The organism is Citrobacter sp. CRE-46, assembly GCF_059615875.1.
On the sequence record NZ_CM184341.1, the window covers coordinates 5,160,354 to 5,182,884 of the forward strand.

The 22,531-nt window shown below is 53.1% G+C and carries 21 protein-coding genes; 6 read left to right on the forward strand and 15 right to left on the reverse strand.

Translation table 11 applies throughout. The annotated features are described in order from the left end of the window. The 9 genes from rffA to trxA all read right to left on the reverse strand — a co-directional run bounded on the left by rffA (position 1) and on the right by trxA (position 8,574). The gene (rffA, locus tag AC534G_RS25015; RefSeq protein ID WP_110496368.1) at positions 1-1,131 is read right to left on the reverse strand and encodes a dTDP-4-amino-4,6-dideoxygalactose transaminase; all 1,131 of its coding nucleotides are present in this window, start codon (positions 1,129-1,131) and stop codon (positions 1-3) included. Positions 1,132-1,135: 4 nt separating this feature from the next. Continuing rightward, complete coding sequence (gene rffC, locus AC534G_RS25020) at positions 1,136-1,813, reverse strand: dTDP-4-amino-4,6-dideoxy-D-galactose acyltransferase (protein ID WP_110496370.1); 678 nt, start codon at positions 1,811-1,813, stop codon at positions 1,136-1,138. Further along, positions 1,810-3,072 (reverse strand): UDP-N-acetyl-D-mannosamine dehydrogenase, encoded by a 1,263-nt coding sequence (gene wecC / locus AC534G_RS25025; RefSeq protein ID WP_038634559.1) that lies wholly within the window; start codon positions 3,070-3,072, stop codon positions 1,810-1,812. Before wecC ends, rffC begins: the two co-directional genes overlap by 4 nt. Further along, a complete protein-coding gene (wecB, locus tag AC534G_RS25030) occupies positions 3,069-4,199 on the reverse strand; it encodes a non-hydrolyzing UDP-N-acetylglucosamine 2-epimerase (protein ID WP_110496372.1) in 1,131 nt (376 codons plus the stop codon). The genes wecC and wecB overlap by 4 nt, the downstream gene beginning before the upstream one ends. Positions 4,200-4,254: 55 nt before the next feature. Continuing rightward, a complete protein-coding gene (gene wzzE, locus AC534G_RS25035; RefSeq protein WP_085049768.1) occupies positions 4,255-5,301 on the reverse strand; it encodes an ECA polysaccharide chain length modulation protein in 1,047 nt (348 codons plus the stop codon). A 12-nt stretch (positions 5,302-5,313) separates the two neighbouring features. After that, positions 5,314-6,444, reverse strand: a complete 1,131-nt coding sequence (wecA, locus tag AC534G_RS25040; RefSeq protein WP_201745949.1) for a UDP-N-acetylglucosamine--undecaprenyl-phosphate N-acetylglucosaminephosphotransferase — start codon at positions 6,442-6,444, stop codon at positions 5,314-5,316. A gap of 202 nt (positions 6,445-6,646) precedes the next feature. Continuing rightward, positions 6,647-7,906 carry a transcription termination factor Rho gene (rho, locus tag AC534G_RS25045; RefSeq protein ID WP_002437993.1) on the reverse strand — a complete coding sequence of 420 codons (1,260 nt, stop codon included), beginning with the start codon at positions 7,904-7,906 and terminating at the stop codon, positions 6,647-6,649. Positions 7,907-7,984: 78 nt separating this feature from the next. Next, positions 7,985-8,086, reverse strand: coding sequence for a rho operon leader peptide (locus AC534G_RS25050; protein WP_110496374.1), 102 nt, complete (start codon positions 8,084-8,086; stop codon positions 7,985-7,987). A gap of 158 nt (positions 8,087-8,244) precedes the next feature. Then, positions 8,245-8,574: a thioredoxin TrxA gene (trxA, locus tag AC534G_RS25055; protein ID WP_001280776.1), complete on the reverse strand. Its 330-nt coding sequence runs from the start codon at positions 8,572-8,574 to the stop codon at positions 8,245-8,247. Positions 8,575-8,705: 131 nt separating this feature from the next. Here trxA and rhlB point away from each other — a divergent pair, with 131 nt between their 5' ends. Further along, positions 8,706-9,974: an ATP-dependent RNA helicase RhlB gene (rhlB, locus tag AC534G_RS25060; RefSeq protein ID WP_110496376.1), complete on the forward strand. Its 1,269-nt coding sequence runs from the start codon at positions 8,706-8,708 to the stop codon at positions 9,972-9,974. A gap of 133 nt (positions 9,975-10,107) precedes the next feature. Continuing rightward, positions 10,108-11,589 (forward strand): guanosine-5'-triphosphate,3'-diphosphate diphosphatase, encoded by a 1,482-nt coding sequence (gene gppA, locus AC534G_RS25065; RefSeq protein ID WP_110496378.1) that lies wholly within the window; start codon positions 10,108-10,110, stop codon positions 11,587-11,589. A 37-nt stretch (positions 11,590-11,626) separates the two neighbouring features. Here the strand turns inward: gppA and rep are convergent, their stop codons facing one another. The 4 genes from rep to AC534G_RS25085 form a co-directional block, all read right to left on the reverse strand. Beyond that, on the reverse strand, positions 11,627-13,651 hold the full coding sequence (gene rep / locus AC534G_RS25070; RefSeq protein ID WP_110496380.1) for a DNA helicase Rep: 2,025 nt from the start codon (positions 13,649-13,651) through the stop codon (positions 11,627-11,629). A gap of 103 nt (positions 13,652-13,754) precedes the next feature. Then, on the reverse strand, positions 13,755-14,483 hold the full coding sequence (gene pnuC / locus AC534G_RS25075) for a nicotinamide riboside transporter PnuC (RefSeq protein WP_038634587.1): 729 nt from the start codon (positions 14,481-14,483) through the stop codon (positions 13,755-13,757). After that, entirely contained in the window at positions 14,483-15,232 is a 750-nt protein-coding gene (locus AC534G_RS25080; protein ID WP_038634590.1) for a nucleoside phosphorylase, read from the reverse strand. Before AC534G_RS25080 ends, pnuC begins: the two co-directional genes overlap by 1 nt. Positions 15,233-15,257: 25 nt before the next feature. Next, on the reverse strand, positions 15,258-15,962 hold the full coding sequence (locus AC534G_RS25085; RefSeq protein ID WP_110496382.1) for a Crp/Fnr family transcriptional regulator: 705 nt from the start codon (positions 15,960-15,962) through the stop codon (positions 15,258-15,260). 194 nt (positions 15,963-16,156) lie between these two features. On the opposite strand from AC534G_RS25085, the gene ppiC (AC534G_RS25090) reads away from it, so the two are divergent. Further along, on the forward strand, positions 16,157-16,438 hold the full coding sequence (ppiC, locus tag AC534G_RS25090) for a peptidylprolyl isomerase PpiC (protein ID WP_038634595.1): 282 nt from the start codon (positions 16,157-16,159) through the stop codon (positions 16,436-16,438). A 49-nt stretch (positions 16,439-16,487) separates the two neighbouring features. Continuing rightward, positions 16,488-16,769 (forward strand): peptidylprolyl isomerase PpiC, encoded by a 282-nt coding sequence (ppiC, locus tag AC534G_RS25095; RefSeq protein ID WP_003017999.1) that lies wholly within the window; start codon positions 16,488-16,490, stop codon positions 16,767-16,769. Between the two features lie 131 nt (positions 16,770-16,900). Here the strand turns inward: ppiC (AC534G_RS25095) and ilvC are convergent, their stop codons facing one another. Beyond that, the gene (gene ilvC / locus AC534G_RS25100; protein WP_069325102.1) at positions 16,901-18,376 is read right to left on the reverse strand and encodes a ketol-acid reductoisomerase; all 1,476 of its coding nucleotides are present in this window, start codon (positions 18,374-18,376) and stop codon (positions 16,901-16,903) included. A 275-nt stretch (positions 18,377-18,651) separates the two neighbouring features. Here ilvC and ilvY point away from each other — a divergent pair, with 275 nt between their 5' ends. After that, positions 18,652-19,554, forward strand: a complete 903-nt coding sequence (gene ilvY, locus AC534G_RS25105) for an HTH-type transcriptional activator IlvY (RefSeq protein ID WP_038634600.1) — start codon at positions 18,652-18,654, stop codon at positions 19,552-19,554. 175 nt (positions 19,555-19,729) lie between these two features. Beyond that, positions 19,730-20,923, forward strand: coding sequence for an enoyl-ACP reductase FabV (gene fabV / locus AC534G_RS25110; protein ID WP_038634603.1), 1,194 nt, complete (start codon positions 19,730-19,732; stop codon positions 20,921-20,923). A 62-nt stretch (positions 20,924-20,985) separates the two neighbouring features. On the opposite strand, the gene ilvA is transcribed toward fabV, so the two are convergent. Continuing rightward, entirely contained in the window at positions 20,986-22,530 is a 1,545-nt protein-coding gene (gene ilvA / locus AC534G_RS25115; protein WP_038642902.1) for a threonine ammonia-lyase, biosynthetic, read from the reverse strand. Between the last annotated feature and the right edge of the window lies 1 nt (position 22,531).

The window sequence follows — 22,531 nt, forward strand, 5'->3', positions numbered from 1 at the left end:
TCAGGAGAAGTAATTGAGTAAGGTCGAAATTACCGTTCGCTGGTTAACCGGTGACAGGTTATAGAACAGCGGTAAACGCAGCAGACGCTCGCTCTCTTTGGTGGTGTAACGATCAACACCGGCAAACTCGCCAAATTTATCGCCAGCCGGGCAATCATGCAGCGGAATATAGTGGAACACCGCCATAATTTCGGCTTCTTTGAGGAAATTAATCAACGCGGTGCGATCGTCGATATCGCGCAGCTTGATATAAAACATATGGGCATTCTGCACGCAGTTTTCCGGGACAGCAGGCAGCTCAATACGTCCGGCACGCGCCAGCGGTTCGAGGGCATCATAGTAATTCTGCCACAGCGCCAGACGCTGCTGGTTAATACGGTCGGCCGCTTCCAGTTGCGCCCACAAATAGGCAGCCTGCAGATCGGACATCAGATAGCTGGAGCCGATATCGCGCCAGGTATACTTATCTACCTGGCCACGGAAAAATTGACTACGATTTGTCCCTTTTTCACGAATAATCTCGGCACGTTCGACTAATTTTTCATCATTGATCAGCGTCGCGCCGCCTTCACCGCCTGCGGTATAGTTTTTAGTCTCATGGAAGCTAAAGCAGCCGATGTGACCAATTGTCCCCAGCGCCCGGCCTTTGTAGGTCGACATCACGCCCTGAGCCGCATCTTCGACCACATACAGGTTATGTTTGCTGGCCAGCGCCATAATGGTATCCATTTCGCAGGCCACGCCCGCGTAATGTACCGGCACAATAGCGCGGGTTTTGTCGGTGATCGCCGCTTCAATCAGCATTTCGTCAATGTTCATGGTATCCGGACGGATATCAACAAAGACGATTTTCGCCCCGCGTAAAACGAATGCATTAGCCGTGGAGACAAATGTGTAGCTCGGCATGATGATTTCATCGCCGGGCTGAATGTCCAACAGCAATGCCGCCATCTCAAGCGATGCGGTACAAGATGGCGTCAACAGAACTTTCTCGCTGCCAAAATGCTGCTCCAGCCACTGCTGACAGCGACGGGTAAAGCCGCCGTCGCCACACAGTTTGCCGCTGTTCATCGCAGACTGCATGTAATCGAGTTCAGTTCCCACCACCGGCGGTGCATTAAATGGAATCATCGTGTCACCTGTATAACCAATACGCGGTGCTTTCTACATTCGCACCACTGTGTATGTAACGTTTAAGCGCGGCGGTGTTGCCCATTTGGGTTGCCACGCGCAATATTGTTTTACCGCGGGCCTGCGCCCAGCAAAGCGCAGCCAGCATTAGTTCTTCACCCGCGCCACGCCCAGCCAGTAGGCCTATTCGCGCCTCGGTCGCATTCAGTTCACGCAGCGAGACATAACCACGAATTTCACCTGTCGGCGTGCGTAAAACGAGGCATTGATGATCGAACGTCCCCAGCACCGCATTTTCAATCCACTGCGCATAAAAACGTGAACTGGCATCTGCGGCGTACCACGGAGCGCGAAAACGACTTTGCGCGAATGCCTGTTCTGCCAGGCAGCGTAATGCCGGGATATCCGTAGTTTGCGCGATCTGCGCGTCAGAGTTGCCGCTGGCACACGTCACTGGCAGTACAAAATCCACTTCGCCTTCGACCAGTGAGAAACCCAACCGCTGCAAGGCATCCAATTCATGGGTATTTGCGGCAGCAATTTTTGCCTGTACCCGCGACCAGGGACGTAACGCATCCACCGTCAGAACCGGCGCGTGTTGGTCAAAACGTATAATGGCGCTATTCACGCCAAAAAACGTATTTTCCCAGCTAAGCGGCTCAATACTGGCGCGAATTGTCACCGCCAGACCCCTTTGGTATCAACGATGTACTGCTGAAGAACCGCATCGCCTTTAATGGCTTTAAATTCATTATGGTCGACCAGCATGACCAGCACATCGGCGCTTGCCAGCGCATCGTCCAATGTCGCCAGTTGGCAAATGCCGTCCAGTTTTTTCGGCAGTTGATGGATATTCGGTTCCACCACCAGCATTTCACCTTTGTGCCAATGCGCGATGCTTTGCGCAATTCCCATCGCCGGGCTTTCACGTAAATCATCAATATTCGGTTTAAAAGCCAAACCAAAGCAGGCGATTTTCACTTCACTGGCCCGTTTGTTGGTATCTGCCAGACAGTCGGCCACAGCGGCTTTTACCCGCTCGACGACCCAATGGGGCTTACCATCATTAACTTCGCGTGCGGTACGGATCAGTTTCGCCTGCTGCGGGTTCTGCGACACGATAAACCACGGATCGACCGCGATACAGTGTCCACCAACGCCAGGTCCTGGTTGCAGAATATTGACTCGCGGATGACGGTTTGCCAGGCGAATCAGTTCCCAGACGTTAATCCCCTGATCGGCGCAAATTAGCGATAATTCATTCGCAAAGGCGATATTAACGTCGCGGAAGCTATTCTCAGTCAGCTTGCACATTTCCGCGGTGCGGGCGTTGGTCACGACACATTCGCCCTCAAGGAAGATGTTATACAACTCACTGGCACGCGCGGAGCAGACGGCGGTCATCCCGCCGATCACGCGGTCGTTTTTAATCAGTTCGACCATGACCTGGCCTGGCAGCACGCGCTCCGGACAATACGCAATATTCACATCGGCCTGTTCACCGACCTGCTGCGGGAAAGTCAGATCAGGCCGCATTTCTGCAAGCCATGCGGCCATCTGTTCAGTTGCCCCGACAGGTGACGTCGATTCAAGTATCACTAATGCGCCTTTTTTCAGCACCGGCGCAAGAGACTTCGCCGCAGCTTCAACGTAGACCATATCGGGTTCATGCTCTCCCTTGAACGGGGTAGGCACAGCAATCAGATACGCATCAGCGTCTACGGGAGTGGTGGTTGCACGAAGAAATCCGTTTTCGACCGCCGTTTTCACCACAGCGGCCAGATCGGGCTCAACAATGTGAATTTCGCCGCGATTAATGGTATCCACTGCATGTTGATTTATATCTACGCCAATTACATGTTTTTGACGGGAAGCAAAGGCAGCCGCCGTTGGCAGTCCGATATAACCCAGCCCAATGACAGAAATGGTCGTAAAACTCATAGCGATACCCGATTATTTTTTAACGCGTGTAAAATGCGGCCACACGCCAGCCCGTCACCATATGGGTTATGGGCACGGCTCATGGTCTGATATTCATTGTCGTCATGCAGCAAACGCGTGACTTCTTCTACGATACGCTGTGGGTCAGTCCCCACCAGACGTACAGTGCCTGCGGTAATAGCTTCAGGCCGTTCCGTTGTTTCACGCATCACCAGCACAGGTTTCCCCAGGGATGGGGCTTCTTCCTGAATCCCGCCGGAATCGGTCAGGATCAGCCATGCGTGATTCATCAGCCAGACAAACGGCATGTAGTCCTGCGGTTCAATCAGAATCACGTTTTCAACGTGCCCCAGGATGCGGTTGACCGGCTCGCTGACGTTAGGATTCAGGTGTACCGGATAGACAATCTGCACATTCTGATTAGCCGCGGCAATTTCCGCCAGTGCGTGGCAAATGTTTTCAAAGCCGCGACCGAAGCTTTCCCGACGATGACCGGTCACCAGTATCATCTTTTTGTCAGCGTTGAGGAAAGGGTAATGTTCTGCCAGTTCAGCCCGCAATGCATCACTCGCCAGTACGCGGTCGCGTACCCAGATCAACGCATCAATAACCGTATTGCCCGTGACGAAAATACGATTATCAGGAATAGCTTCCCGTAACAAATTTTGCCGCGAGTTTTCTGTCGGCGCAAAATGATACATAGCCAGACGCCCGGTCAGCGTACGGTTCGCCTCTTCCGGCCAGGGAGAGTAAAGATCGCCAGTACGTAACCCCGCCTCGACATGCCCCACCGGGATGCGCTGATAGAACGCAGCCAAACTGGTAGCAATAGTGGTCGTGGTATCACCGTGAACCAGCACCACATCAGGTTTGAAATCAGCCAGAATTGGCTTTAACCCTTCAAGAATTCGGCAGGTAATTTCTGTTAGCCCCTGACCTGGCTGCATAATATTGAGATCGTAGTCAGGTACTATGGAAAAGAGGTTCAACACCTGATCGAGCATCTCCCGATGCTGCGCTGTGACGCAAACTTTTGCCTCAAAATCAGGATCTTTTGCCAACGCATGAACCAGAGGTGCCATTTTTATAGCCTCCGGTCGCGTGCCAAATACAGTCAGTACTTTCACATCGATTCTCTTCGGATTGGCAGTGAGGGCCCAGCCCCTCACTGCAACGGTATTGCTAAATCGCGCGGCGACGGGTTAACGCGACGCCAGCACCAATCAGAGCCCCAACAATGCCCCACATAATCATCAGGAAGGCACGGCGAGGGCTGTCACGTTTTACTGGCTCTTCCGGCGTACGCAGATAACGATAGGTCTGAAAACGCGGATCCAGAGTTGGCCCAACGTTCAGTGTGTTCAGCATGGCTCGGTTTTGGAAGTAGTCCAGATCAAAGTCCGGACCAACAGACTGCAAGTTTTCAAGTCGCGCCTGCAGCATAGGACGTCCAAGTAAGAACAGTTCAGAATCCGGCAACTCATCAGCAGGAACATCAGTGGAGGTACGCGAAATGTTATGCTGTTCGGCAATTTTGAGTGCCTGCTCAATGTTGTGAACACGGCGGGAGAATAGTGATTTCGCCACTTCTTCCTGGCGTTTAACCTGCGCCTTCATCTGCACAGTGCGTGCAGCCCAGGCCCCTTTTAACTCTTCGTTCAGATGATGCGCCGCGCGCTGACTGGCAAAGGCGACGTACTGACGCAGTAGATTGTTGGCATCAGGAGCCGTCTCCGCAATCAGCTTCACACTGTCATTGGTATTACGTAACGCATCGCCAGGCATAAACTGGATGTTACCAATCAGTTCATCCAGCATCGCCGCATCGGCTTTACTGTTACCCACCATACGCTGCTTATAGTAATCAGTCTGCTGCCAGAATTCACGACGCGTATCCCAGGAGGCGAGCTGCATGATGAATTCTTTATAGGCTTCGTCCATTACCGACGGCTGGTCCGCAGATGCGAGGCTGGCCTTAATATCCAGGTTACGCAAAAACTGCTGTTGAGAGTAGTAACCGCCCAACATATTAACCGTTGGCTTGTCTGAAATCGCCGTAGCACTCCACTCCTGACGTGCAAAAAATGTATAGGCGAGAGCGACTATCGCAAAGGCAAGCGCGATACCAATAATCCACACTTTCCCTGCCCATAAGGCACGAAACAACCCACGGATATCCAGTTCATTTTCTGCGCTCACGGCGTGTTCCCCCGGTAATGGTTGTGTCATCGCATCCTCAATTCACTTGGTTAAGTTTGGTTTGCCTTCGCGGTGCCTTCGCAGCCTGCGCTTAACACGCTTAATAAATCTCGCCACCTTCCATGCCCGCTTAATACAGTAACCGTAAAGACCGAATGCCAGTAAAAAGAGCACCAACATGGCCCATTCAGGGACTAAACGAAAATATTCAGCCAGTACGCCGATAGAGGCCAGAATCGCTGCAGCCAGCGTGATCAGAACAAATGCCTGTCGGGAAGTAAACCCTGCGCGCATCACTAAATGATGAATATGCTGGCGATCTGCCGAGAAAGGACTCATGCCTTTACGTAAACGACGATACATAATCGCCACCATATCCATTAACGGAATGGCGATAATCCACAGTGCAGTGACCGGGCTAATAGGGTGTGTTGCACCTTGTGTGGTCTCCAGCAGGATCCAAATTACTGTAAAGCCAATCAGCGTACTCCCCGCATCGCCCATAAAGACTTTATAGCGGCGTCCAAGAATGCCCAGATTCAGCATGATGTAAGGCAGGATGGCGGCAATCATGGCAAAACACCAGATAGCCAGGCTTGTCTGACCATCGAACCACAGGATAAACCCCATCGCGGCGAATGAGACGCTGGATAGCCCGCCTAACAAGCCATCAATGCCATCAACCATATTAAAGGCGTTAATCGCCGCCCAGACGGCAAAAAGGGTGAGAAAATAACCAAAGGGACCCAACAACAACTCCCACGGGCCAAAAATATACCCCAGGCTACTTAGGTAAAGCTCACCTTTTACCATCATCACAATAGCAATCGCCGCCTGAACGACTGCCCGAATTTTTACGCTGATATCAAAACGATCGTCAAGCGCGCCAACAAACACCAGCACACTTGCACAAAAGAGGTATAACGAGGCATGGGGAATGTAATAATCCGAAAGACCAAACATAAAATTGATCCCTGCAAACACAGAAATCCCGCCCACTAAAGGAATAATCCCTTGGTGACGTTTGCGGAAGTTTGGCTTATCCACTAAACCTATTTTTATGGCTACTTTTCGCGCCAAAAAAATAAAAATGGTTGTGAATAAAAAAATACTAACTAGCTCAGAGAAAGCAGCAAGTAGATTCACAGTGTATGTGTTCTCAGCATATATCATTTCCTTAAAGTATAATGCGTTAAGACGCCCCCTTGAAGAGAGCAGCTAAAACATTACACTTCCTACCTTTTGTAGGTCATGCCGCACAATGTGACAATCCATGACGCCGATAATATTGACAATTTTATCTGACCAAACATTAGGATGAATCGTAAAAGCAAAACGCCACGTAAAAACGTGGCGTTTTCAGATGATGCCAGAATCAGGAACGCTTCATCATATCGAAGAAGTCGTCGTTGGTCTTGGTCATCGCCAGCTTATTAATGAGGAATTCCATCGCGTCGATTTCACCCATCGGATGGATGATTTTGCGCAGGATCCACATTTTCTGCAGCTCTTCCTGGGTGGTGAGCAACTCTTCTTTACGGGTACCGGAACGGTTGTAGTCGATAGCCGGGAAGACGCGTTTTTCAGCAATCTTACGAGAGAGGTGCAGTTCCATGTTGCCTGTACCTTTAAACTCTTCGTAGATAACTTCATCCATTTTAGAGCCGGTATCGATCAGCGCAGTCGCGATGATGGTCAGGCTGCCGCCCTCTTCCACGTTACGCGCAGCACCGAAGAAACGTTTCGGACGGTGCAGGGCGTTAGCGTCAACACCACCAGTCAGAACTTTACCGGAAGCCGGAACTACGGTGTTATAAGCACGCGCCAGACGGGTGATGGAGTCAAGCAGAATGATAACGTCTTTCTTGTGTTCAACCAGACGCTTCGCCTTCTCGATGACCATTTCCGCAACCTGAACGTGACGGGAGGCGGGTTCGTCAAAAGTAGACGCAACAACTTCACCTTTCACCAGACGCTGCATCTCGGTTACTTCTTCCGGACGTTCGTCAATCAGCAGCACCATCAGCACACAGTCTGGATGATTGTAAGCAATGCTCTGCGCGATGTTCTGCAGCAGCATGGTTTTACCCGCTTTCGGCGGAGCGACGATCAGACCGCGCTGACCACGACCGATCGGCGATGCCAGATCCAGTACGCGCGCCGTTAAGTCTTCAGTAGAACCGTTACCACGTTCCATACGCAGACGAGAGTTTGCGTGCAGCGGGGTTAAGTTCTCAAAGAGGATTTTGTTACGGGCGTTTTCTGGTTTGTCGTAGTTAACTTCGTTAACTTTCAACAGCGCAAAGTAGCGTTCACCTTCTTTCGGCGGGCGAATCTTACCAGAAATGGTATCACCAGTGCGGAGGTTGAAACGGCGGATTTGGCTGGGAGAAACGTAGATGTCATCAGGACCGGCGAGGTAGGAGCTGTCTGCAGAGCGGAGGAAACCAAATCCGTCCTGCAATATCTCCAGCACACCGTCACCAAAGATATCCTCGCCACTCTTTGCGTGCTGCTTCAGGATGGCAAAAATAATGTCCTGCTTGCGCATACGAGCCAGGTTTTCAAGGCCCATATTTTCGCCGAGAGTGATCAGCTCAGAAACCGGCGTATTCTTTAATTCGGTAAGATTCATAATGGTGTGAGTTCTTAAACTTGGGGTAAATCTCGAACTTAATGTTGTGAATGGTATGGCAGGGTCATCCATGCCTGTTTACGGCCATCGACTCATGTCTGTTCGCTGTCTGGTCACAGGAAAGTACGCAGAACTGAAACGACAAGACGGATTGAGTGATAAGGCCCTGAATCTGTCCACTTCTCGCGCGAGAAACTACGGGAAGTATGGGATATAACCAGATTCAAACTTAATAAGGTATGTTTAATACGAAGTCAACACTAACTTAGCACGACTCAAGTCGGGCGTCCAGTCATCCGAATCAATTCGAAGTATGGTCGCCCGATCATGAGACTTCCTTACGCCAAATTCGCGTCGAGGAATTCTTTCAACTGACCTTTGGACAGTGCGCCGACTTTAGTCGCCGCTACTTCGCCGTTTTTAAACAACAGCAGGGTCGGGATACCACGAATACCATACTTCGGCGCGGTGCCTGGGTTTTGGTCAATGTTCAGTTTAGCAACCGTCAATTTGCCCTGATATTCGTCAGCGATTTCATCCAGAATCGGAGCGATCATTTTGCACGGACCGCACCACTCTGCCCAGAAATCAACAAGGATCGCTCCGTCCGCTTTGAGTACATCCGTGTCAAAACTGTCGTCAGTCAGGTGAATAATTTTATCGCTCATATATAACTCCACAGGAATAAGCCTGGCGTGTTGGTGTAGGCTGTTGGTGTAGCATTAACCAACTAAAGGTTGACTTTATTTCACCGGATACGCTTTCGTAAAGCAATAGTAAGCTGATATTCTACCACACTATGAGCAAAACACATTTAACAGAACAGAAGTTTTCCGACTTCGCCCTGCACCCAAAGGTGATAGAAGCCCTTGAAAATAAAGGGTTTCATAACTGCACGCCCATTCAGGCCCTCGCGCTGCCGCTAACGCTGGCAGGTCGTGATGTTGCAGGGCAGGCGCAAACCGGTACCGGAAAAACGATGGCGTTCCTGACGTCAACGTTTCATTATCTTCTCTCTCATCCCGCGATTACCGATCGCAAGGTGAACCAACCGCGTGCGTTAATTATGGCGCCAACGCGTGAGTTAGCCGTGCAAATCCACGCCGATGCCGAGCCGCTGGCACAGACCACCGGTCTGAAATTAGGCCTGGCTTATGGCGGCGACGGTTACGACAAACAGCTGAAAGTGCTGGAAAGCGGCGTCGATATTCTTATCGGCACCACCGGTCGTCTCATTGACTATGCAAAGCAGAACCACATTAACCTGGGCGCGATTCAGGTCGTGGTGCTGGATGAAGCCGATCGTATGTACGATCTGGGCTTTATTAAAGATATCCGTTGGCTGTTCCGTCGTATGCCGCCAACCACCCAACGTCTGAACATGCTGTTTTCTGCAACCCTCTCTTATCGCGTCCGCGAACTGGCGTTCGAACAAATGAATAACGCTGAGTATGTGGAAGTCGAACCGGAGCAGAAGACAGGTCACCGCATCAAAGAAGAACTCTTCTATCCTTCCAACGAAGAAAAAATGCGTTTATTGCAAACGCTGATTGAAGAAGAGTGGCCAGATCGCGCCATCGTCTTTGCTAACACCAAGCATCGTTGTGAAGATATCTGGGGCAGCCTCGCTGCGGATGGCCATCGCGTCGGCCTGCTGACCGGTGACGTGGCGCAGAAAAAACGCCTGCGTATCCTGGATGAGTTCACCCGTGGCGATCTCGACATTCTCGTTGCGACTGACGTGGCCGCGCGTGGCCTGCATATCCCAGCCGTAACGCACGTCTTTAACTATGACCTGCCGGATGACTGTGAAGATTACGTTCACCGTATCGGTCGTACGGGTCGTGCTGGCGCAAGCGGTCACTCTATCAGCCTGGCCTGCGAAGAATACGCGCTGAATTTACCTGCAATCGAGACCTATATCGGCCACTCGATTCCGGTCAGCAAGTACAACCCGGATGCGCTAATGACCGATCTGCCGAAGCCGCTGCGCCTGACACGCCCGCGTACAGGTAATGGCCCACGTCGTACCGGTGGCGCTCCGCGTAATCGTCGTCGTTCAGGTTAAGAAAAGTTATGCCATACACAAAATCATTCAGCCTTTATCAAGGCGGCAAGAAAACGAATCCCGATGAGCTTACTGTAAGTGATTCGGGTGAGAGAACGCAGCCAACACAGATACAGGTTGAAGGATGAAGTGTATGAACTCTACCTCGTTGTATGCGGCAATCGATCTCGGCTCCAATAGTTTTCATATGCTGGTCGTACGCGAGGTGGCGGGAAGCATCCAGACGCTCACGCGTATTAAACGCAAAGTGCGTCTGGCCGCTGGACTCAATAGCGACTACGTTCTCTCCGCAGAGGCGATGGAGCGCGGTTGGCAATGTTTGCGCCTGTTTGCTGAACGCCTGCAGGATATACCTCAACCGCAAATCCGCGTGGTTGCCACGGCAACATTACGCATCGCCGTAAATGCCGATGAGTTTATCGCTAAAGCGCAAGATATCCTCGGCTGTCCTGTCCAGGTCATTAGCGGCGAAGAAGAAGCACGACTGATTTATCAGGGTGTAGCCCACACTACCGGCGGGGCCGATCAGCGTCTGGTCGTTGATATTGGCGGCGCCAGCACTGAACTGGTTACCGGCTCCGGCGCACAAACGACTTCCTTGTTTAGCCTGTCAATGGGCTGCGTCACCTGGCTCGAACGGTATTTTACCGATCGTAATCTGGCGCAGGAAAACTTCGACCAGGCCGAGCAGGCTGCGCGCGAAGTGCTGCGTCCGGTCGCTGACAAACTGCGTTTTCATGGCTGGAAAGTCTGCGTTGGTGCTTCTGGTACCGTCCAGGCGTTGCAGGAAATCATGATGGCGCAAGGCATGGATGAGCGTATCACGCTGGCGAAACTTCAGCAGCTAAAGCAGCGAGCCATTCATTGTGGCCGTCTGGAAGAGCTGGAAATTGAAGGCTTAACGCTGGAACGTGCGCTGGTTTTCCCCAGCGGGCTGGCGATCCTGATTGCCATTTTCACCGAACTGAATATTCAGTGCATGACCCTTGCTGGCGGCGCATTACGTGAAGGGCTGGTCTATGGCATGCTACATCTGGCGGTGGATCAGGATATTCGCAGCCGCACGTTACGTAATATCCAGCGTCGATTCATGGTCGATACAGAGCAAGCGCATCGCGTTGCCATGTTAGCAACGAAATTCCTCGATCAAGTCGAAAATAAGTGGCATCTGGAAGCAATTAGCCGTGAACTGCTGATTAGTGCCTGCCAGCTGCATGAAATTGGGTTGAGCGTTGATTTTAAACAGGCACCACAGCATGCGGCTTATCTGGTGCGCAATCTCGATCTTCCAGGTTTTACGCCGGCGCAGAAAAAACTGTTAGCCACGTTGTTACTCAACCAGACCAATCCGGTCGATCTCTCTTCGCTCCATCAGCAAAACGCCGTGCCACCGCGCATCGCGGAGCACCTTTGCCGTTTGCTGCGTCTGGCGATTATTTTCGCCAGCCGTCGCCGCGATGATTTGGTGCCGGAAATTCAGCTGGATGCAAGAGATGAGCACTTGACGGTCATACTGCCTGAAGGCTGGCTGGAACATCACCCGCTAGGTAAAGAGCTCATCGTTCAGGAAAGCGAGTGGCAAAGCTATGTCCACTGGCCGCTGGAAGTACGTTAATCGTTGATTTGCCGGAAGGCGCTTGCGCTTATCCGGTCTACGGCTTCGCTTTCGCCTTTGCCATCATCGCCCGAATATTGGCAATACTGGCCTGCCCTTTTTGCATCCGTTCCTCAGCGCTTACCACTTTACGCTCCTGTTCCCAGATAACGTCATCCTGTGGCAGTTCTAACAGGAAACGACTCGGTTCCGGGCGTACCAGCTCACCGTACTGACGGCGTTCTTTACACAGGGTAAAGATGAGCTCTTTCTGCGCGCGAGTAATCCCTACGTAAGCCAGACGACGCTCTTCATCGATATTGTCTTCATCAATGCTGCTCTGGTGCGGCAAAAATCCCTCTTCCATTCCCACCATAAACACGTACGGGAACTCCAGCCCTTTCGAAGCATGCAGCGTCATCAACTGCACCTGATCCAGTTCTTCTTCGCTCTCTCCGCGCTCCATCATGTCACGCAGGGTAAAACGAGTAACCACCTGGGTCAGGGTCATTGGCTCTTCCAGCTCGCTGCCTTCCAGCATCTCTGTCATCCAGCTAAACAGCGTGTTGACGTTCTTCATGCGCATTTCTGCCGCTTTCGGACTCGGCGAGGTTTCATACAGCCAGGACTCGTAATCAATGCCGTGGATAAGATCGCGCACGGCCGCAACGGGCTCACGCTCTGCCAGGCGCTGAATTTCACCCAACCAGTGCGTAAAACGGGTCAGTGAATCATATCCGCGTCCGGTCAGCGTCGAGCTCAGGCCCATGTCAAAACTGGCGGTAAACAGGCTTTTATTACGCGTCATCGCCCATTCACCCAATTTCTGCAGCGTCGCCGGGCCAATCTCGCGCTTCGGCGTATTAACGATGCGCAGGAACGCGCTGTCGTCATCCGGGTTGCTGAGTACGCGTAGATAGGCCAGCAAGTCTTTAATCTCCGGACGAGAGAAGAACGAGGTACCGCCGGAAATTTTGTACGGGATGCGGTTCTGCATCAGGAATTTTTCAAACACCCGCGACTGATGGTTGCCGCGATACAGAATCGCATAGTCCTTATACTGCGTCTTATTGACGAAGTGATGGGCGATCAGTTCACCGGTGACGCGCTCCGCTTCATGCTCTTCGTTATTGGCGCTCAATATCTTAAGCTCCGCACCATAGCCCAGCTCAGAAAAGAGTCGCTTTTCAAACACATGCGGGTTATTAGCGATGAGAATATTCGCCGCCTTGAGAATGCGCCCGGAGGAGCGGTAGTTCTGCTCCAGTTTAACCACCTGCAAGTCCGGGAAGTCTTTGCTCAGCAGCACCAGGTTCTGCGGACGCGCGCCGCGCCAGGAGTATATCGACTGATCGTCATCGCCCACGACGGTGAAGCGTGCCCGTTTCCCCACCAGCAACTTCACCAGCTCGTACTGACTGGTGTTGGTATCCTGATATTCATCCACCAGCAGATAGCGGATTTTATTCTGCCAGCGCTCGCGCACTTCTTCATTGCGCTGAAGCAGCAGCGTCGGGAGCAGGATCAGATCGTCAAAATCGAGAACGTTACACGCCTTCATATGGGCGTCATACAAACCATAGCAGTGGGCAAAAATACGATCGCGTTCGCCCTTCGCGCTGGCTGCCGCCTGCGCCGGGGTCATCAGATCGTTTTTCCAGTTGGAGATTGTCGAGATCAGCTGTTGGAGAATAAGCTTATCGTCTTCAATTAGCCCTTCGGTCAGTTCCTTAAGCAGGGCCACCTGGTCGGTATCGTCAAACAGCGAGAAGTTCGACTTCATCCCCAGCGCCGCATATTCGCGCTTAATGACATCCAGTCCCAGTGTGTGGAAAGTGGAGATCATCAACCCACGTGCTTCTTTACGCCCCAGCGTTTGCGCCACGCGCTCTTTCATCTCGCGCGCAGCCTTATTGGTAAAGGTTACGGCCGCAATATGTCGTGCCTGGTAGCCACATTCACGAATCAGATGCGCGATTTTATTGGTGATAACACGTGTCTTACCGGAACCAGCTCCCGCCAGCACCAGGCAAGGTCCGGTGACGAATTCGACGGCTTGTTGTTGTCCGGGGTTCAAACGCATAGAGGATTGCTCAATCTGTAAACACGGGGAGGTGGATTGTAGCAGAAAGAGGGGGAGAAAGAGTAACTGGCTACCCCTACGGGTAGCCAGAAAATCGGGTCAATCAGGAGACCGTCGCGGCAAGCGGTGTATAGCCATTTCGCTGCGCACTTTTGATCCAGCCGTACGCTCCCATGACAGCAATCGCAGTCAGGAGGACATACTCAAGCGACATGGCGTAAACGCCCTGCACCGCGTATATAACCACGCTAATAACATCGATAAGTACCCATAGCAGCCAGTTTTCAACATATTTACGCGTCATCAGTACCATGGCCGCAATCGACAACACCAGCATGGTGGAATCCCAGAACGGGAAGGCATCGGGCTGGAGGTCAGGCATAGCGACCTGCATACCAAATGTTTGCAGCAGAGCAATCATGATGCGAGTGAGCGCCGAAAACACCGGGTCGATAAACAGCGTCATCAGAACTATCGCCACCGCGCATACGCCGCCCAGTACCAGGGTTTGCTGGCGGGAAAGCCAACGTACTTTGAGCGCAGCTTCCTGCGCCTCGTTTTGCCGGCTCCACGCATACCAGCCGTAAATGTTAGCGGCGAAGAAAAACACCTGCAGCAGCAGGCTGGCATAGAGCTGAATCTGGAAGAAAATCGCCGCAAACAACGTGACGTTAATCAAGCCAAACAGGTAATTGATGATTTTTTCCCGGCTGGCACACCAGATACATAACAGACCAAATACGGTACCAATGGCTTCAATCCACGATAGCGCATACCCGCCTTCGCCGAGAGGAATGTTGACCATCACATTGTTAATGCTAAAAAAGTCCATCACTGACCTCCTGACTGGCTGACGGAATAAATGGCGCGGAGCGCCAGGGCAATTTGCCGTTCTTCGCCCTGCTGGCACAACGCGTCCTGTTGGACATAATCATTGATGCTGCTATCCAGACAACCGTTGTGGGCAACCACCACGTTGAGTAATGACGCCGTACGTAACCCTCGCAGCGCGCCGATAGTCATCAGAGCGGCGCTCTCCATATCCGCGCCCAGAACGCCGAGCGCCGACCACTGCGCATCCAGTTCTGCTTCCCGATCGGTATAAAAACTGTCGTGACTACGCACCAGGCCGCACACGGCGGGGATATTCATCTGGCGAGCCTGCGCCATCAGTTCCCAGGTTAACTGCGGGTCGGCGCAGGCCGGATAGCCTGCTGGCGCATAGGTACGGCTGGTCCCGTCATCCGTTACTGCGGCATGGGCGATAATCACGTCACCGAGCGCAAGATTATCCTGCAACGCCCCACAGCTACCGATACGAATCAGGGTTGTTAGGCCGATCTGGCGCAGTTCTTCAATGGCAATCGCCGTAGACGGCCCGCCGATCCCGGTAGAGAGCACCAAAATCTCGACGCCCTGATACCAACCTCGCGCGGCGCGAAACTCCCGGTTTTGACCAAGCTGTTCTGGGTTATCAAGAAAATTGACGATGCGGTCCACCCGCAACGGATCGCCCGGCAGCAGCGCATAGCGTGCGCCGGTCATCTCCTTGCTTAACTGGATATGGGGTTGCAGCGACATTCTCGCGCCTCCTTCACTCTTGCGGTTATCCGATATCAGCCTCCTGCTTTAACTTTTCAGGGACTAACAACACAATGCTTTCACCATCGGTATCAATAATCTGTAACGCTTTCAGATCATGTAAAATACGATTAATACTACGGGTCGTCGCCGCCAGCTCCTCGCTGAGGTTTAGCTTATCCAGCAAGATTGCGTTGGTGCCATCTTGTTGATAACGCAGCCATAACGCGTGACATACTCGCTGATGCAGCGAGTAAAGATTGTCGCTGCTGGCCTTTTTTGACAGCTGATAATATTGCTGACTAAAGAAGCGCAGCATCCGCTGGTTAAAATGGTTATCTAAGGCCAGCCAGCGGCAAAAATATTCCTGCGACAAACTCAGGAGCTGCACATGCCCTACCGCCACCACCGAACAGATGTAATGACGTGACTCAAAGATCTCGAGCTCACCCAGCATGTCGCCTTTCCGGTAGCGGGCCTGACGATAACGACGTCCATCTTCAGCCTCATAGAACACATCCACTTCGCCGGCAATAATCAGCGAAAAGCGCTGACATATTTCCCCCTGCCGGCAAATAAAGTCTCCACGCGGGATCTCTTCAAAGCGCCATTGCTGCATGATTTCCAGAGGGCAATATTTCAGTAATTCATAAAGCTGTGGATCGCGAACAATATCACTAAGCCCGGAAAGCCAGACGACTGAAAATTCAGGTTTTTTCATTGTATCCATGTTATCTCGCTCCACAGCGGTAGGGACAGGACGGCTGTCCGTGACAAGAAGGAACAGGACAGATAAAAATGTCGCTCATCTCTCGCTTCCATACATCAGGCGAGACATCTGTCCCGTGATGGCGAAGAGTATATGTTCACGGCGAAGGCGGATGATAAAGTAACGAGATATCTTTGAGACATGAGAACAAAATAATGGCTAAGAGCGCGGCAGCCCTGCACATCCTGGTAAAAGAAGAAAAACTTGCTCTGGAGATCCTGAGCAAGCTGGATCGCGGTATTAGCTTCGATCACCTGGCAAAACGCTACTCTCGCTGCCCATCCGGGCGCAACGGCGGCGATTTGGGTGAGTTCAAACAGGGGATGATGGTCGGGCCATTTGATGCCGCCGTGTTTAGCTGCCCACTGCTTAAACCTTACGGGCCGGTCAAAACCAAATTCGGCTATCACATCATCAAGGTGCTGTATCGCCGATAAGCCATGCTAAAATCGCCAGCCTTATATATTCCCTTTTGAAGGCACGATCATGGCAAAAACAGCAGCAGCAGTGCATATCCTTGTAAAAGAAGAGAAACTGGCACTGGATCTTCTGGAGCAGATTAAAAACGGCGCCGACTTCGGCAAGCTGGCGAAGAAGCATTCCATCTGCCCATCGGGCAAACGCGGCGGCGATTTAGGTGAATTCCGTCAGGGCCAGATGGTGCCGGCGTTCGACAAAGTGGTCTTCTCCTGCCCGGTGCTGGAGCCAACCGGCCCGCTGCACACCCAGTTCGGTTACCACATCATTAAAGTGCTGTACCGCAACTAATAAAAAGCCCGGTGTTTAAACACCGGGCTTTTTTATCGGATGGCGATACACTTATCCGGCCTACGTAATGGTCACTTTATTGTAGGCCGGATAAGGCGTTCACGCCGCCATCCAGCGATTCCAGCAGCCTCTTATCCAGCTACTGCAATGCGCTTCATATCAGTCATATAGCCACGCAGTTTCTGGCCCACTTTCTCGATAGCATGACCGCGAATTGCGTCGTTCACGTCGCGCAGCTGCGCGTTGTCTACCGCGCCTTCGGCAATCGCTTTGCCCAGATCGCCGGTCTGCAGCGTGGTCATGAACTCTTTCAGCAGCGGTACGCAAGCGTAAGAGAACAGGTAGTTACCGTATTCTGCGGTATCGGAGATAACGACGTTCATTTCATACAGGCGCTTACGGGCGATGGTGTTGGCAATCAGCGGCAGTTCGTGCAGTGATTCGTAGTAAGCAGATTCTTCGATGATGCCGGAATCGACCATGGTTTCGAACGCCAGCTCAACGCCCGCTTTCACCATCGCAATCATCAGCACGCCTTTATCGAAGTACTCCTGCTCGCCGATTTTACCTTCATACTGCGGCGCGGTTTCGAACGCGGTTTTGCCGGTCTCTTCACGCCAGGTCAGCAGTTTCTTATCGTCGTTGGCCCAGTCAGCCATCATGCCGGAAGAGAATTCGCCGGAGATGATGTCATCCATATGCTTCTGGAACAGCGGCGCCATGATCTCTTTCAGCTGTTCAGACAGCGCGTAAGCACGCAGTTTCGCCGGGTTAGACAGACGGTCCATCATCAGGGTGATACCACCCTGCTTCAGCGCTTCGGTGATGGTTTCCCAGCCGAACTGAATCAGTTTTTCGGCGTAAGCCGGGTCGGTGCCTTCTGCCACCAGCTTGTCGAAGCACAGCAGAGAACCGGCCTGCAGCATGCCGCACAGGATGGTCTGCTCGCCCATCAGGTCAGATTTCACTTCCGCCACGAAAGAAGATTCCAGTACGCCCGCACGGTGACCGCCGGTGGCCGCAGCCCAGGCTTTAGCAATCGCCATACCTTCGCCTTTCGGATCGTTTTCCGGGTGAACGGCGATCAGCGTCGGAACACCGAAACCACGTTTGTACTCTTCGCGCACTTCGGTACCCGGACACTTCGGCGCCACCATCACTACGGTGATGTCTTTACGGATCTGCTCGCCCACTTCGACGATGTTGAAACCGTGGGAGTAGCCCAGCGCCGCGCCATCTTTCATCAGCGGCTGTACGGAACGCACCACGTCGGAGTGCTGTTTGTCCGGCGTCAGGTTAACCACCAGGTCAGCCTGCGGGATCAGCTCTTCATAAGTACCCACTTTAAAACCGTTTTCGGTCGCTTTACGCCAGGAAGCACGCTTCTCAGCAATGGCTTCTTTACGCAGGGCATAAGAAATATCCAGACCGGAGTCACGCATGTTCAGGCCCTGGTTGAGACCCTGAGCGCCACAGCCGACGATGACCACTTTTTTACCCTGAAGGTAGCTCGCGCCGTCGGCGAATTCGTCGCGGCCCATAAAGCGGCATTTACCCAGCTGCGCCAGCTGCTGGCGCAGATTCAGTGTATTAAAGTAGTTAGCCATGATGGTGTACTCCGTGATGTTGTGTGTCGTTACTCTATGGATTTCGAGTTACAGGAAGGCGGCAAGACAGCGATTCCCCGGGAGCTTACTCAAGTAAGTGACTGGGGTGAGCTGACGCAGCTAACGTGCCTGCAACTTGAAAGACGACGAGTATATTGTTCGGTTCGCTTTTGCGAGAATGTACCCACATTACAACAGGAAATTTATTGCGGAAATTGATATATTCACAACGTTACGTTGCAATTTATGCAATATAGAACCGTGAGGTGAAATAGGTGGATTTACGCGATCTGAAAACCTTCCTGCATCTGGCGGAAAGCCGCCACTTTGGCCGCAGCGCGCGGGCGATGCACGTCAGCCCCTCCACGCTCTCCCGGCAAATTCAGCGGCTGGAAGAGGACCTCGGTCAGGCGCTGTTTGTGCGTGATAACCGCACGGTCACGCTGACCGAAGCAGGGGAAGAACTGCGGGTATTTGCCCAGCAAACGTTGTTGCAGTATCAGCAACTGCGCCACACCCTCGATCAGCAGGGGCCATCACTTTCTGGTGAACTGCACATTTTCTGTTCGGTGACGGCGGCTTATAGCCATCTGCCGCCGATCCTCGATCGTTTTCGCGCCGAGCATCCCTCCGTCGAAATTAAGCTCACCACCGGCGACGCCGCCGACGCCATGGACAAAGTGGTCACCGGCGAGGCCGATCTGGCGATTGCCGGTAAGCCGGAAACGCTGCCCGGCGCGGTGGCGTTTTCCATGCTGGAGAATCTGGCGGTGGTGCTGATCGCCCCGGCGCTGCCCTGCCCGGTGCGCAATCAGGTTTCCGTCGATAAGCCCGACTGGTCAACCGTGCCGTTTATCATGGCTGACCAGGGGCCGGTGCGCCGTCGTATTGAGCTGTGGTTCCGTCGCCACAAAATCAGTAACCCGCAGATTTACGCCACCGTCGGCGGCCATGAGGCGATGGTCTCGATGGTAGCGCTAGGCTGCGGCGTGGCGCTGCTGCCGGAAGTTGTGCTGGAAAACAGCCCGGAGCCGGTGCGCAATCGCGTGATGATTTTAGAGCGCAGCGACGAAAAAACGCCGTTTGAACTGGGCGTCTGCGCGCCGAAAAAGCGGCTGCATGAGCCGCTGATCGATGCCTTCTGGAAGATTGTGCTGGAGCGTAAAATCGCCGAGTAGCGCCAGCGTCTGGCCTAAAATCAGTGGTAGATTCAGTATTGGCACTCCTTTTCTGTATAATGTCCCGTGCCATAATAGATGTGGGGGGCTTGTTAACCATGTCGTTAAGCAAGCCAGAACAGACGGTGTCATTGCGCACTTGACAGCGAAAATACAAACTTAATTAGCCATCATTATGATAATCAAACCAAAAATTCGTGGATTCATCTGTACAACGACCCATCCGACTGGCTGCAAAGTCAATGTGGAAAAACAGATCGAGTACGTTAAGCAAAACGGGAAAATTGAGAACGGTCCTTCCCGCGTGCTGGTGATCGGTGCTTCCACCGGTTACGGCCTGGCATCCAGAATTTCCGCCGCCTTTGGCAGCGGTGCCGCCACTATCGGCGTATTTTTTGAAAAACCGGGCACGGAAACCAAACCAGGTTCCGCGGGCTGGTATAACTCTGCCGCCTTCGATGAGGCTGCCAAACGTGAAGGTCTGTACTCCAAAAGCATCAACGGCGACGCGTTCTCTGACGAGTGCCGCGATGAAGTTATCAAACTGATCAAAGAAGATCTGGGCCAGATCGACCTGGTGGTTTACTCACTGGCGTCCCCGGTGCGTAAAATGCCGAAAACCGGCGAAATCGTTCGTTCTGCGCTGAAGCCGATCGGCGAGGTTTACACCTCTAAAGCGATTGATACCAACAAAGATCAGATCATCACCGCCAGCATTGAGCCGGCGACCGAAGAAGAAGTTCAGAACACCGTTACCGTCATGGGCGGTGAAGACTGGGAACTGTGGATGGGTGCGCTGAGCGAAGCAGGCGTGCTGGCTGACGGCGTGAAAACCGTGGCTTACTCTTACATCGGTACCGACCTGACCTGGCCAATCTACTGGCACGGCGCGCTGGGCAAAGCGAAAGAAGACCTCGACCGCGCGGCGGGTGAACTACGTAAGCAGCTGGCACCGCTCAACGGTTCCGCTAACGTTGCCGTCCTGAAATCGGTTATCACGCAGGCATCTTCTGCTATTCCGGTGATGCCGCTGTACATCTCCATGGTCTTCAAGCTGATGAAAGAGCAAGGCATTCACGAAGGTTGCATCGAGCAGATCAACCGTCTGATGACCACCAGCCTGTACGGCGATAAAGTGGCGCTGGATGACAACCAACGCATCCGTATGGATGACTGGGAACTGCGTGACGATATTCAGCAAGCCTGCCGCGACCTGTGGCCGCTGATCACCACCGAAAACCTGACGCAGGAAACTGACTATGCAGGTTACAAGCAGGAATTCCTGAACCTGTTCGGTTTTGCCCTCGACGGTGTGGATTACGATGCGGACGTGAACACCGAAGTCGAATTCGAAGTGATCACGCTGTAATTCTCTGATTCAGATGTAAAAAAGGGTTCATGTCTCCATGAACCCTTTTTTTATGGCCGCCGTTAGCCCGCGAGGAAGAAGCGGAACGCCGGGTTATTCGTCTCGTCGTGGCACTCATAGCCCAGTTCATTGAGCCGGGTTTCAAAGTCCGGTTCATTCTCGCCCAGTTCAAACGCCGCCAGTACACGGCCATAGTCGGTACCGTGGCTACGGTAGTGGAATAGCGAGATATTCCAGTGCGTTCCCAGGGTGTAGAGGAACTTCAGCAGCGCGCCCGGCGATTCCGGGAACTCAAAGCTATAAAGGCGCTCTTGCAACGGCTTAGAAGGACGGCCGCCGACCATATAGCGCACATGCAACTTGGCCATTTCATCGTCTGACAGATCCACTACGCTGTAACCGCCGTCTTTGAGTAGGCTAAGGATTTCCTTGCGCTCCTCAACGCCACGGCTCAGCCGCACGCCCACGAAGATGCAGGCATCTTTGGCGTCGGCAAAGCGGTAGTTGAACTCGGTCACCGAACGCCCGCCCAGCAGTTGGCAGAACTTTAGGAAGCTGCCCTTCTCTTCCGGAATCGTCACCGCCAGTAGCGCCTCGCGCTGTTCGCCCAGCTCGCAGCGTTCGGAAACGTAGCGCAGACCATGGAAGTTCACGTTAGCGCCGGACAGCACATGCGCCAGACGTTCGCCGCGAATATTGTGCTGGGCGATGTATTTCTTCATCCCCGCCAGCGCCAGCGCCCCGGAAGGTTCCGCCACCGCGCGTACATCTTCAAACAGGTCTTTCATTGCCGCGCAGATAGCGTCGCTATCGACTGTGATAATGTCGTCGAGATACTCCTGGCACAGACGGAAGGTTTCATCGCCGATGCGTTTGACCGCCACACCTTCAGCAAAGAGACCTACGCGTGGCAGATCCACCGGATGACCGGCATCCAGCGCCGCTTTCAGGCAGGCTGAATCTTCGGCTTCGACAGCGATCACTTTGATCTGCGGCATCAGCTGTTTAATCAGCACCGCCACGCCCGCCGCTAACCCGCCACCACCCACCGGCACAAACACGCGGTCAAGGTGAGCATCCTGCTGAAGTAACTCCAGCGCCAGCGTGCCCTGCCCGGCAATCACCATCGGGTGATCAAACGGCGGTACCCAGGTAAAGCCCTGCTGCCGGGAAAGCTCAATCGCTTTGGCTTTAGCTTCATCAAAATTCGCGCCGTGCAGCAGAACTTCACCGCCGAAGCCGCGAACGGCGTCGACTTTGATATCCGCGGTCGCCACCGGCATCACAATCAGCGCCTTCACGCCTAATCGCGCAGAGGAGAAAGCCACACCCTGGGCGTGATTACCTGCCGATGCGGTAATGACGCCATGCGCTTTTTGCTCTTCAGTCAGGCCTGCCATCATCGCGTAGGCCCCGCGCAGCTTGAAGCTGTGCACCGGCTGTCTGTCTTCGCGCTTGACCAGAATCACGTTATCGAGGCGCGAAGAGAGTTTTTCCATTTTTTGTAGCGGCGTTACCTGCGCCGCTTCGTATACCGGCGCACGCAGCACCGCTCTGAGATACTCGGCGCCCTCAGGGGCACCGGACAGGGGTTGTGAATCCGCCATG